Origin of the sequence: Lichenihabitans sp. PAMC28606, assembly GCF_020616535.1 — a bacterium.
GTDB lineage: Bacteria > Pseudomonadota > Alphaproteobacteria > Rhizobiales > Beijerinckiaceae > Lichenihabitans > Lichenihabitans psoromatis.
Genome location: NZ_CP085136.1, coordinates 1,029,062 through 1,041,607, shown reverse-complemented (window position 1 = coordinate 1,041,607; position 12,546 = coordinate 1,029,062). Strand labels below are relative to the sequence as shown.

Annotated in this window: 11 protein-coding genes; 4 read left to right on the top strand and 7 right to left on the bottom strand. The window is 63.9% G+C overall.

The window, feature by feature from the left end:
• Window positions 1-200 precede the first annotated feature (200 nt).
• A complete protein-coding gene (dusA, locus tag LGH83_RS04935) occupies window positions 201-1,253 on the top strand; it encodes a tRNA dihydrouridine(20/20a) synthase DusA (protein WP_227400866.1) in 1,053 nt (350 codons plus the stop codon).
• Window positions 1,254-1,257: 4 nt separating this feature from the next.
• Here dusA and LGH83_RS04930 read toward each other — a convergent pair whose 3' ends face one another.
• From LGH83_RS04930 to cobS, 3 genes are all read right to left on the bottom strand, one after another.
• Window positions 1,258-1,875: a TIGR02281 family clan AA aspartic protease gene (locus LGH83_RS04930; RefSeq protein WP_227400865.1), complete on the bottom strand. Its 618-nt coding sequence runs from the start codon at window positions 1,873-1,875 to the stop codon at window positions 1,258-1,260.
• A 93-nt stretch (window positions 1,876-1,968) separates the two neighbouring features.
• Complete coding sequence (locus LGH83_RS04925) at window positions 1,969-2,178, bottom strand: DUF1289 domain-containing protein (protein WP_227400864.1); 210 nt, start codon at window positions 2,176-2,178, stop codon at window positions 1,969-1,971.
• Window positions 2,171-3,001 carry an adenosylcobinamide-GDP ribazoletransferase gene (gene cobS / locus LGH83_RS04920; RefSeq protein ID WP_227400863.1) on the bottom strand — a complete coding sequence of 277 codons (831 nt, stop codon included), beginning with the start codon at window positions 2,999-3,001 and terminating at the stop codon, window positions 2,171-2,173. The genes LGH83_RS04925 and cobS overlap by 8 nt, the downstream gene beginning before the upstream one ends.
• A gap of 138 nt (window positions 3,002-3,139) precedes the next feature.
• On the opposite strand from cobS, the gene cobT reads away from it, so the two are divergent.
• Window positions 3,140-4,156, top strand: coding sequence for a nicotinate-nucleotide--dimethylbenzimidazole phosphoribosyltransferase (gene cobT / locus LGH83_RS04915; protein WP_227400862.1), 1,017 nt, complete (start codon window positions 3,140-3,142; stop codon window positions 4,154-4,156).
• A gap of 4 nt (window positions 4,157-4,160) precedes the next feature.
• Here the strand turns inward: cobT and LGH83_RS04910 are convergent, their stop codons facing one another.
• On the bottom strand, window positions 4,161-5,705 hold the full coding sequence (locus LGH83_RS04910; RefSeq protein WP_227400861.1) for a sensor histidine kinase: 1,545 nt from the start codon (window positions 5,703-5,705) through the stop codon (window positions 4,161-4,163).
• 158 nt (window positions 5,706-5,863) lie between these two features.
• On the opposite strand from LGH83_RS04910, the gene LGH83_RS04905 reads away from it, so the two are divergent.
• Window positions 5,864-6,490 (top strand): uracil-DNA glycosylase family protein, encoded by a 627-nt coding sequence (locus LGH83_RS04905; protein ID WP_227400860.1) that lies wholly within the window; start codon window positions 5,864-5,866, stop codon window positions 6,488-6,490.
• 94 nt (window positions 6,491-6,584) lie between these two features.
• Window positions 6,585-9,311 (top strand): caspase family protein, encoded by a 2,727-nt coding sequence (locus tag LGH83_RS04900; protein ID WP_227400859.1) that lies wholly within the window; start codon window positions 6,585-6,587, stop codon window positions 9,309-9,311.
• Between the two features lie 61 nt (window positions 9,312-9,372).
• Here LGH83_RS04900 and LGH83_RS04895 read toward each other — a convergent pair whose 3' ends face one another.
• The 3 genes from LGH83_RS04895 to gltA form a co-directional block, all read right to left on the bottom strand.
• Window positions 9,373-10,239 carry an NAD(P)-dependent oxidoreductase gene (locus tag LGH83_RS04895; RefSeq protein ID WP_227400858.1) on the bottom strand — a complete coding sequence of 289 codons (867 nt, stop codon included), beginning with the start codon at window positions 10,237-10,239 and terminating at the stop codon, window positions 9,373-9,375.
• Between the two features lie 36 nt (window positions 10,240-10,275).
• On the bottom strand, window positions 10,276-10,701 hold the full coding sequence (locus LGH83_RS04890; RefSeq protein WP_227400857.1) for an HIT family protein: 426 nt from the start codon (window positions 10,699-10,701) through the stop codon (window positions 10,276-10,278).
• Window positions 10,702-11,193: 492 nt separating this feature from the next.
• Window positions 11,194-12,483, bottom strand: a complete 1,290-nt coding sequence (gene gltA / locus LGH83_RS04885; RefSeq protein WP_131117931.1) for a citrate synthase — start codon at window positions 12,481-12,483, stop codon at window positions 11,194-11,196.
• Window positions 12,484-12,546 lie beyond the last annotated feature (63 nt).

Genomic DNA, 12,546 nt, shown 5'->3' with positions numbered 1-12,546 from the left:
CAACGGCCTTCTTTCGACGTCTCCGCTTCCGAAGACGATCTTGCCGTCTCGTCTCAGGCGGATTTGCGCGGTATAACCGATTGAGCCGTCGCGGCGCTTGCGTGCCGTTATTGTACCCATCAGTGCGACAAGCCTCCCCGTGTTGCGGCACGGTAGCAGTAGCATCCGGAAAACAGCCTGAAAAGGCGGTTGTTGAGCACATGTATGAGACGAACCTGAACGCCGAAACGCCGTCGCCGATCAAGCAGTTAGGGGGTGAATTTAGCCCTCATCGTTTCTCGATTGCGCCGATGATGGACTGGACCGATCGACATTGTCGGTTTTTCCACCGCCTCATGACGCGCCGGGCGCGACTCTATACCGAGATGGTGACGACCGGCGCGATCCTGTTCGGGCCGCGGGAGCGTCTGCTGGCGTTCGATGCGGCGGAACATCCGGTCGCGGTGCAGCTTGGCGGCTCGGATGCTGGCGATCTTGCGACCTCGGCCCGGATCTGTGCCGACTATGGCTATGCCGAGATAAATCTCAACGTCGGCTGCCCGTCGGATAGGGTGCAGAATGGCCGGTTTGGCGCGTGTCTGATGCGAGAACCCGCGCTGGTCGGGGATTGCGTCGCCGCCATGGTGGCCGCGACCCCGCTGCCCGTGACGGTGAAGTGCCGCATCGGGGTCGACGATCAGGATCCGCAGGAGGCCCTGTTCGCCATGGCCGAGACGGTGCGACGCGCCGGCGCCGAAGCCCTGATCGTGCATGCCCGCAAGGCGTGGCTGCAAGGGCTGTCGCCGAAGGAAAACCGCGATGTGCCGCCGCTCGACTATGCGCTGGTGCACGCACTGAAGGCCGCCTATCGGGATTGGCCGATCAGCATCAACGGGGGGCTGGTGACGCTCGAGGCGATGCAGGCCGAACTCGCTCATGTGGATGGCGTGATGGTGGGACGCGCCGCTTATCACAATCCGGATTTTTTGGCGCTGGTCGATCCCGTGCTGTTCGGCGTTCCGGCTCCCGTGGCGAGCAGCGCAGAAGCCGTCGAGGCTTTCATGCCCTATATGGCGGATCAGCTCGGTCGCGGCGTCCGTCTCCATGACATGACCCGCCATCTGCTCGGGTTGTTCGCTGGGCGCCCGGGCGCGCGTCTGTGGCGGCGACATCTCGCAACCGAGGCCCCCAAGCGGGGCGCTGGCCTGGAGGTCGTGGCAGACGCGCTGCGGCATCTCGAAACGGCCGCATCCATGCTCGGCGCCGCAGCCTGATCCTTTACCGGCTCCGCAGGATCAGCTTGTTGTCTGCGATGGTGAAGCTCGCGAGGCGATTGAGAAACGTCATGCCGAGCAGATTCTCGTGCAAGGCGCCGGGTTTGGCGACCAGCACCTCGACGTCGGTTTCCACGATGCTGCCGATCCGCAGTTCCGGGAGGGTCGTTTCGGCCGTCATGGCATGCCCGTTCGCGGTCGCCACATCGACGTCGTAGGTCAGGTCGTGCGGCTTGATGCCGAGGCGGCTCGCATCCTCGGCACGGAGCACGACCGCCGAGGCGCCTGTATCGAAAATGAAGCTGAGCCTCGCGTCGCCGGAGGTTCCCCGCACCAGAAATTGCCCGTCCGAGGATCGCATCACCGCGACCTCGCTGGCGCTGACCTGCATGGGCATGCCCGGCACGACCGTCGCGATCACGTGGGAGGCGACGCCCCGTAACTCGTCGCGATAGGAATAGCCGGTGATAACCACAAGGAAGGCGATGATCCAGAACGTCAGAGCCGCGAGCCCGGCCATGAAGCGTCCGCGAAACAATCGCGGAATCGCTGCGGCCAGCCACAGCGCAAGGGCGCCGTAGAACAGCAGGCTGACAATCTCGGGCTGGGTGAGGTCGTTCATCGCGGGGACGTCACGTCCGGTCGGGGGCCGAAGGATCAATCCCTCACCGATCAGGTAGGCTCTCGGTCTTGGCCTGTCGAGGCGACCGCAGGGTTAAGTTTCCGCAATGGCGGCATCGCGATCTGCCGCAACGAGCCGCTCCGGGAGCTTGGCCATGATGGCGAGCCGCGTCGGCTCCGACATGCCGCCCCAGAGCCCGATTTCCTCGAGCGTGCGACCACAACCAAGGCACATCGTCGCTGCCTCGTCGAGCCGGCAGAGTTTGATGCAGGGCGAGGAGGTCGCGGCAGCAAGATCAGGCATGAATCACGATCAGAAGTCCGACGAAAAAGGCGATCTCGCTGACCTGCTGGGTCGCGCCGGCGACGTCGCCCGTATGGCCGCCGATCTGCCGGAAGGCGAGGCGCGTCATGCCGAGCGCCGCAACGGCGGCCATGCCGCAGGCGATCAATGCCGAACGACCATCGAGGCCGCCGGCGATCGGCAACGCCACACCGATGGCCGCGACGAGAACGAAGCAGATGCGGCTGACGCTCGCGGCGGGACGCCCAACCGACCGGCCCAATCCATCGGGTCGCGCCGCTGCCAGGATCGTCATGGGCAGAATCGAGAGCCCTCGCGAGACGGCGCTCGCGGCCATCAGCGCGCAAGCCGCTCCGACCGGCCCGGCCCGATCGAGCAAGGTCGCGAGCCCGATCACGCGGAGCAGCGTGCCGAACACCAAGGCCAGCACGCCATAAGACCCGATGTGGCTGTCTCGCATGATGGCGAGCTTACGATCACGCGTCGCGCCGCCACCGAAACCATCGGCCGTGTCGGCCAATCCATCCTCATGTAACGCGCCGGTCGCCATCGCCAGCGCCGCCAACGCCAGCGCCGCGCAGGCGGCATCCGGCAAGCCAAGCCCGGCGCCGACGGCCAGAACCGCTGCGCCGATCGCCCCGAGGATCAGGCCCGCCACCGGCAGCACACGCACGGCTTCGGCCAGAATGCCGATGCCATCACGCTCGAACGCGAAGGGGGGCAGGGGCAGGCGGGAAAAAAAACGCAGGCAGGTCACGACATCGGCGCCGAGCGCGAAGGCTTGCGCCACGATCGTGGTCCGGCGAGTCGGGTTGGTCGGCATGGCTGTCTTCTGCGGGTAAACCGCCGCGCTGTCGAGCCGCAATGGCGCATGGCAGGCGGGTGTAGGCAGAGCGGCGCTGGGCGGCTACAAGCCGAGGCGACGCAGACGGCCGAGGCCGCCACGGAGCATGACGACCCGATGACAACCGGCCTTCCGTTCGACGATATCCGTGACCTCTTCACGCGTCTGCCCCCGCTCGATGGGGAGGCTGTGGCCGGCATGCGCGATCGCGATGCCGAACTGACCAAGCCGTTGGGGTCGCTCGGCCGGCTCGAGACCTTGGCCGAATGGCTCGGCGCCGTGCAGGGCACGCCCCGCCCCACTCTCAACCGGCCTCTGGTGGCGGTCTTTGCGGCCAATCACGGCGTCGTGGCTCAGGGCGTGTCATCGTTTCCACAATCGGTCACGCAGGGCATGGTCAGCAACTTTGCGGCCGGCGGCGCGGCCGTGAATCAGATTTGCGCCACCTACGGGCTTGGTCTGAAGGTGTTCGAACTGGCGCTCGATTATCCGACTAACGACATCACCGAAGACGCCGCCATGGACGAGGCCGCTTGCGCCGCCACCATGGCGTTCGGCATGGAGGCGATTGCGGGAGGGACCGACTTGCTGTGCCTCGGCGAGATGGGGATCGGCAACACCACCATCGCGGCGGCGATCTATCACGCGCTGTACGGGGGCTCGGCGGCCGACTGGGTCGGGCGCGGCACGGGCGTCGACGACGCTGGTCTCGCCCGCAAGATTTCGGCGGTCGAACGCGCCGTCGCGCTTCACAAGGGTTCCTCGAGCGATCCGCTCGAGCTCCTGCGGCGGCTCGGCGGCCGCGACATCGCCGCCATGGCGGGCGCCATTCTGGCGGCGCGTATGCAGCGCGTGCCGGTCATCCTCGATGGCTACGTAGTGTGTGCCGCCGCCGCAGTGCTTCATGCGGCCGCACTCGGCATTTTGGATCACTGCATCGCGGGGCACCGCTCCGCGGAAGGCCAGCATGGCGAGGTGTTGCGGCGCCTCGGCAAAGAGCCTTTGCTCGATCTCGGCATGCGGCTTGGGGAAGGGAGCGGTGCGGCGCTCGCCGCCGGGATCGTCAAGGCGGCTCTCGCCTGCCATACCGGCATGGCGACCTTTGCGGATGCCGGGGTGTCCAACAAGGATTGATGGTTCAGGCGGCGGACCGGACGGCCCGGCGGCGGCGCTCCGTTCGCACGGGCACGCTTTCGCTGTTCTCTTGCGGGGTCGGGTCGATGATCCGCTCCGGCGGCAGAATCACGATGACTTCTGTGCCCTCACGCAGTTTCGATTTCAGCGTGAAGGTGCCGCCGTGCAGTTCGATCAAACCCTTGACGATGGGCAGCCCCAATCCGGACCCCTCTTCGGCGTTTTTCTGCGCGAGAGTGCCACGCCCGAAGGACGACATCACAACGGGTATTTCCGCCTCGGGGATGCCGGGTCCGGTGTCGCGGATCGACACATATTGGCCGCCTTGAACGGTCCAGCCGACCTTGATCGTCACGGTGCCCCCATGCGGGGTGAATTTGATCGCATTCGAGAGCAGATTCAGGATCACCTGCCGGATCGCTCGTTCGTCGACCCAAATGAGGGGCAGGCCACCCTCGACAAGATCCACCAGGGTGATGTTCCGCTTGCCGGCGCGAAGCGCCAGAAGGCGTTGGCAATCATCCACCACATGGGCGAGCGCCACCGATTCCTCTTTGAGTTCATAGCGACCAGCTTCGACCCGCGACAGATCGAGGATCTCGTTGATAAGCATCAAGAGATGCTGCCCGCTGGAGTGAATATCGTCGGAATATTCCCGATAGGCCGACACGGTATGCGGGCCGAACAACTCGCCTTTCATAACCTCCGAAAATCCGAGGATGGCATTGAGCGGCGTCCGCAATTCGTGGCTCATGGTCGCCAGAAAGCGTGACTTCGCGAGGCTTGCTTCTTCGGCGCGACGGCGTGCTTCGTCGGAATTCAGCTTGGACTGTTCGAGTTCGACGATCAGCGCATCCTTCTCGGCCTGCGCCACCAGGGTCTCGACAGCCGTGCCATAGAGACGACGCGCCAGTACGATGAAAAATACGACGGCGGCTCCCGCAAGGGTCATCAGGGGCAGTGCCGCATAGCCGGATACGGGCCGGGTAAAGACCACGATTGCGATCGTGATCGGGGCGAGGCTGGCGTAGACGGCGGCCGGGAGTGTGGCCGACAACATAGCGGTCGTGGCAGCCACCAGAAGCAGCACGAAGAGCACGAAGGTCTGTGCGGCAGGGTCCCGGACATGGAGCAACAGCGCGACGATCAAGGCCCATGCCGCGCCTTGCGCTCCCTCGCCAAGGATGAACCGGAGCGTCCATTGGCGCGAACCAACCCGTGTATCCGAGCGGAATAGAAATGTGGTGGTCCATCCCGATAGAACGACCATCGCGGAACACAGCAGCGACAACCAGATCAGGACGTCGGTGACCGGGACCCAGATGGTGGCGACGCCAGCAACCACGAAGGCGAGGGTTCCCATCGCGGGCGTCGCGCCGCGGTGTCGCTCGGCGAACATGCGCAGCAGTTCGACATCGAAGACGGAGACGCGACGGCCGTCTGAGAGCTTGGCCCTGACCCCATGGAACCAACGCAGCCGATGCGACGTGGCAGCCAACACGTGATCGCTGCGCCCGCGCTCCTCCGTTTCCGCGGTGACATGTTTCATCGACGCAATACGCCCGACATTAAACAATCCAATAAGAATGAGGGTCGCAAAGAAACCTTAATGAGCGGCTCACCACACCTGTAAAATGAGTTTGATAAAGCGATTGACCATCGGAGGACTGCTGCATCGACGATCCTGATTCGAGAGACCCCGCCGCGTTGGCCGACACGATTCGGACGTGCCGCATCTGTCTCGAGAGCCCCCGCAAGCTGCCGCTCCCGCATGCGCCTCGGCCGATCCTCCGTCTGTCCAACAAGGCTCGTCTGGTTATCGCAAGTCAGGCTCCCGGCATCCGCGCCCATGTCAGCGGCACGCCGTTCGACGACCCCTCGGGTGAACGACTTCGGGCCTGGATGGGGATCGGGCCGGATCTGTTCTATGATGAGACGCGGGTCTCGATCGTGCCGATGGGGTTCTGCTTTCCGGGCCACGACGGCAACAAGGGCGATCTTCCGCCCCGTGTGGAATGTCGCGTCGCGTGGCACGATGCCGTCTTCGCGCGCATGCCACAGGTCGAAACCATCCTGGTGATCGGCCTCTATGCCCTGCGCTATCATCTCGCCCGCCTCCACCCGGATATCGCTTCGTCGCTCGGTTTGACCGAGCAGGTGAAGGCGTGGCGTTCCTTGTTCGAACGACCTGGCCTGCCGCGCCTGATCGCGCTGCCGCATCCCTCTTGGCGCAACAGTGGCTGGTTGAAGCGTCACCCGTGGTTCGAGGCGGAGGTGCTGCCGGCCGTTCGTGCGGAAGTCGCACGATTGGTCGGGACCGACGCGGTGGGATGATCGGCGTGCCGAGTGCTGCCCCGCGATGTTCAGGCTTGGTTCAGCCCGTGCGGCGTGAAATGATTGCCGTGGATATTAGCAATCGGGACGAAAAATGAGCAGACTGGTCAGAAAGATTGTCGCGGTCGCGATCCTTCTCGGCGGCACCGCCGCGCCCCTCAGTCCAGCCGTCGCCCAGCAGCAACAGCAGCCTCGCCTGGCTTTGGTGATCGGCGATGGCGCCTATGCACGCGGCGCTCTTCCAACCGCCGCCAACGATGCCGGGCTTGTGGCGCAGACGCTGACGGCTGCGGGGTTCGACGTGACCGGCGCCCGCGATCTCGGGTCGGACGACATCCGACGCTCCTTCCGCGACTTTCTCACCAAGGCCGGGGCGGCGGGGCCGAATGCGATCGTGTTCGTCTACCTCTCCGGCTACGCTTTGCAGTTCGATGGTGATAATTACTATGTGCCGGTCGATGCGACCCTGGCGCGCGAAACCGATATCCCGATCCAATCGCTCCGGCTTGCCGATTTCACCCGCGCGCTGGCAGCGCTTCCGCTTCGCGCTCGCGTCGTCGTGCTCGATGCCGCCTATCAAAATCCCGCTATTCCCGCCTCGGAGCATGTCGCGCCGGGCCTGTCGCTCGTCGATGCCGAGCAAGGGAGCTTGATCGCCTTCAATGCTGCGCCGGGCACTGTCGCCCCCAATCCGAAGGGAACCTATGGGGTCTATGGGCAGGCGCTGGCGGAGATGATGCGGAGTGGCGGTGTACCGGTCGACGAGGTCTTCGATCGGGTACGGCTGCGCGTGAACCAGACCACCAAGGGCGCCCAGGTGCCTTGGGACGTGTCGAAACTGACGGCCTCATTCGCGTTTCTGCAGGCGGGTCCGGGGGCACCGGCTCTCGCCAGCGCGCAGCAGAGTTTTGCCGCGATGAGCAAACGCCCCATCCGCGAATTTCCGGTCGAGGATGCCTATAGCATCGCGGTCGCGCGCGATACGTTCGATGGCTATAATGATTTCGTCTCGGCCTTTCCGGACAGCCCTTATGCGGCGCGAGTCCGGACGCTGTTGGCCGTGCGGCGCGAGGCGCTGATCTGGCGCCGGACCGTCAGCCGCAACAGCCCCGATGCCTATTGGACGTATCTGCGGCGTTATCCGCACGGTCCGCACGTTTACGACGCGCGCCGCAGGCTGGCGAGCCTATCGGCCGCCTTCGACCCACCATCGAATTTCAATGTGATCGATTACGACGTGCCACCGCCCCCCGAGGTTGAATATCGCGTCTTCGACGAGCCAAGGATCATCCTGTCGGAGCCGGATTACGCGCCGCCGCCGCCGCCGCCAGTGGTGTTTCTGCCGCCGCGACCGACCTATTTCGTCGATCTCCCGCCGCCGCCGCCATCGATCGCACCGGGCTTTCTGCCCATCCCGATACCGATCCCGATTCCCTATTCGCGGCCCTATGGAGAACCCGGCAGGTTGGAGCCGCCGGCTGGCTATCGGGGACAATATGCACAACCTCGGCCCTTCGCGCAGGAGCCAAATGGCAACCTGATTCCGCAGAATGGCGAAGGGCAGGGCCGTTATGACGGCCGCCCCAACAATGACGGGCAGGGCCGTTACGACGGCCGCCCCAATAACGACGGGCAGGGCCGTTATGACGGCCGCCCGAACAATGACGGGCAGGGCCAATTTAACCAAGGCCAGTTCGACAATCGGAACCAAGGTCAAAATCCGCGCAACAGCGTCGGAGATGATGGCGGCGGGCAGCCCCGCGGCCAAGCCCCGAACGGTCAGCCTCCGCAGGCGCCGCATCAACTGCCTGAAGGCACGCCTGTACCCAACCCGGCCCAGCGTCCCGTGCAGGGCCAGCCCCCGCAGGCGCCGCATCAATTGCCGGAAGGAACGCCGGTGCCCAACCCAGCCCAGCGTCCCGTTCAGGGTCAGCCTCCGCAGGCGCCGCATCAATTGCCGGAAGGAACGCCGGTGCCGAACCCAGCCCAGCGTCCCGTTCAGGGCCAGCCCCCGCAGGCGCCGCATCAACTGCCTGAAGGCACGCCTGTACCCAACCCGGCCCAGCGTTCCGTTCAGGGCCAGCCCCCGCAGGCGCCGCATCAATTGCCGGAAGGAACACCGGTGCCGAACCCGGCCCAGCGCCCCGTTCAGGGTCAGCCCCCGCAGGCGCCGCATCAATTGCCGGAAGGAACACCGGTGCCGAACCCGGCCCAGCGTCCCGTTCAGGGCCAGCCCCCGCAGGCGCCGCATCAATTGCCGGAAGGCACGCCGGTACCCAACCCGGCTCAGCGCCGCCCCCAGGGTCAGTTGCCAGAAGGGACGCCGGTGCCCAACCCAGCCCAGCGTCCCGTTCAGGGCCAGCCCCCGCAGGCGCCGCATCAATTGCCGGAAGGAACACCGGTGCCCAACCCGGCCCAGCGCCGCCCCCAGGGTCAGTTGCCAGAGGGGACGCCCGTGCCAAACCCGGCGGTGCAACAACAACGTCAGCAGCAAGATCAGCAGCGGCGTCAGCAGGAGCAGCAGCGCCAGGACCAGCAGAGCCAGCAGCATCAGCAGCAGGACCAACAGCGCCAACAGCAGCAGCAACTGCGCCAACAGCAAGATCAACAGCGGCATCAGCAAGAGCAGCAGCGCCAGGACCAGCAGAGCCAGCAGCATCAGCAGCACCAGCAGCAGGAACAGCAGCGTCAGGAACAACAAGGTCAGCAGCGTCAGCAGCAAGAGCAGCAGCGCCAACAACAGCAGGATCAGCACCGCCAGCAGGAAGGCCAGCATGGCCATCCGGGATGCGGTGGCCCGAACGAGCCGCCGTGCCGTTAATCACAACGGCGAAGGCCGGGCGTGAGCCCGGCCTTCTTGAGAATGCAAGTTCTAGGCTGATTTAGCGCTTCAGCCGCGCGATGAGGCTGGACGTGTCCCATCGCTTGCCGCCCATGGCTTGCACGTCGCCATAAAACTGATCGACCAAGGCGGTGACCGGGAGTGGGGCACCATTGCGTCGGCTTTCCGCGAGGCAGATGCCGAGATCCTTTCGCATCCAATCCACCGCGAAGCCGAAATCGAATTTGCCGGCCTCCATGGTCTTGGCGCGGTTTTCCATTTGCCAGGATTGAGCCGCCCCCTTCGAGATCACGGCCACCACTTCGGAGAGGTCGAGCCCCGCCGCTTCGGCAAAGTTGAGTCCTTCCGCAAGACCCTGAACAAGCCCCGCAATGCAGATCTGGTTGACCATCTTGGTCAATTGACCTGCGCCGGAGGGCCCCATCAGGCGGCATGCTTTGGCATAGGCCGCGATGACGGGTTCGGCATCAGCGTAGGGCGCTTGATCGCCGCCGCACATCACCGTCAGGGCGCCGTTCTCTGCGCCGGCCTGTCCGCCAGACACCGGCGCGTCTATGAATGCAAGTCCGAGCTCCTTCGCCTTGGCGTCGAGTTCGCGCGCCACTTCGGCGGATGCCGTCGTGTGATCGACGAAGATACTGCCGCGTTTCATGCCCGCGAAAGCCCCATCGGGGCCGAGCGTGACCGACCGAAGATCATCATCGTTGCCGACGCAGCAGAAGACGATGTCTCGCTCGTGGGCGGCGTCATTCGGGGTTTTTGCCGAGGTGCCCTTGTGCTGCCCGACCCAAGCATCGGCCTTTGCGGACGAGCGATTATAAACGACGACATCGTGCCCCTTCGCGGCCAGATGGCCAGCCATGGGGTAACCCATGACGCCGAGACCTAGGAATGCGAGCTGTTTCACAAATGTGGCTCCTGTTGGGAAAAACGGTTTGCCGGATCAGTCGCGCAGTGCCGCGCGAATGCGCTCGGCCTGCTCGGCCAGCATCTCCGGCAATGCCATCGGACCACCGGGCGGTTTCATGGCGACGCCGGGGTGACGCGGGAGGAGATGGAAATGCAGGTGGAACACGACCTGTCCACCTGCCTCTTCGTTGAATTGCTGCAGGGTCAGCCCGGGCGCCTGCATGGCGCGTTGCGCCGCAAGTCCGACGGCCTGCACGCGGGGCATGAGAAGCGCCAGATCGGCGGGTGCGATGTCGATCATGTTGCGGACATGGACCTTTGGAATGACCAGCACGTGCCCGTCCACGCGCGGCATCACATCCATGAACCCGAGGGCGACCTCGTCCTCGAAGACCTTGTGGCACGGCAGCACGCCGCGGAGGATTTTAGCAAAGACGTTGTTTTCATCATAGGTCGACATGGCTAGCCTCGGTCTTGCGTCGATCCTCCGTGGCAAGCCACGCTCGTCGCGTCAAGCGCGTGCGAACCGACCACTGCGGCACGGCGTTTCCGCTTGCACAAAAAGGGCAGATCGATGAAAAAATCTGCATGGCAGCCTTGCGCAAAGCTAATAGCTGTGCTTTATCACTGTCAACGACACAAGAGTTCGCTTCGAGCGGTCCAAGTCTAGGGAAGTACGCCCAAGGTCGGCAGTTTATAAGCTGCATGATGAAGAAGAGACCGCCTTCAGATGGCCGTCTATCTCTCTGCACAAGTCCAACATTTGGAGAATTGAGGAACGGAGCTGCGGTTTTGTTGATCAAAGCGCGTTCCGTTACTGGTTTAACTCGTTGTACGGTTGTTCAACGAGCCGCGAACATTCGGAGCCGATCACGGGCCGGAGTTGCAAAAAGGGCGGGATCCACTGGATCCCGCCCTTTTTAATGTCAGGTCTGTCTCGAGGCGCTGGGCCTCAGCGCTCGCTGACCGGGGCATAGTCGCGGCGTGGCGCGCCGACATAGAGCTGCCGTGGGCGACCGATGCGCTGACCCGGATCCTCGATCATCTCTTTCCACTGCGCGATCCAGCCAACCGTACGGGCGAGCGCGAACAGCACCGTGAACATTGAAACCGGGAAGCCAAGCGCCTTGAGCGTGATGCCTGAGTAGAAATCGACGTTCGGATAAAGCTTCTTCTCGATGAAATACTCGTCCGACAAGGCGATCCGCTCGAGTTCGATGGCGATGTCAAGGAGCGGATCGTCCTTGATGCCGATCTCGCGAAGCACCTCGTGACAGGTCTTCTGCATGATCTTGGCGCGAGGATCGTAGTTTTTGTAAACGCGATGACCAAAACCCATGAGACGGAACGGATCGTTCTTGTCCTTGGCACGAGCGATGAACTGCGGAATACGGTCGACCGACCCGATCTCGGCGAGCATCTTCAAGGCCGCTTCATTGGCGCCTCCATGCGCCGGACCCCAAAGGCAGGCGATCCCGGCCGCGATGCAGGCGAAGGGATTCGCGCCCGACGAGCCTGCAAGACGAACCGTCGAAGTCGACGCATTCTGCTCGTGGTCGGCGTGAAGGATGAAGATTTTATCCAGCGCCCGGGAGAGGACCGGATTGACCTTATATTCCTCGCACGGCACCGCGAAGCACATGCGGAGGAAGTTGGACGTATAGTCGAGTTCGTTCTTCGGATAGACGAACGGCTGACCGACCGTATATTTATACGCCATAGCGGCCAGGGTCGGCATTTTAGCGACCATCCGCATCGAAGCGACCATCCGCTGCGTCGGGTCCGAGATATCGGTCGAGTCGTGGTAGAAGGCCGACAGAGCGCCGACGCTCGCGACCATCACGGCCATCGGATGTGCGTCGCGGCGGAACCCATGGAAGAAGCGCGACATCTGTTCATGCACCATCGTGTGGCGCGTGACGCGATAATCGAAGTCGGCCTTCTGGATTTTGGTCGGCAATTCTCCGTAAAGCAGCAGATAGCAGGTCTCGAGAAAGTCGCCATGCTCGGCCAGCTGCTCGATCGGGTAACCGCGATAGAGCAGAACACCCTCGTCGCCATCGATGTAGGTGATCCGGGATTCGCAGCTCGCCGTCGAGGTGAATCCGGGATCATAGGTGAACACACCCGTCTGGGCGTAGAGCTTCGCGATGTCGACCACGTCGGGGCCGATCGTACCCGTCTTGATCGGCAGCTCGATCGACTTGTTGTCGACGATGATGGTGCCTGAAGTGCCTGTCATTGAGCTGCCTTGCGAGATCTAACGGTCAAGCAAAGGATCGATCTCCAACAGGAAACCGGCCTT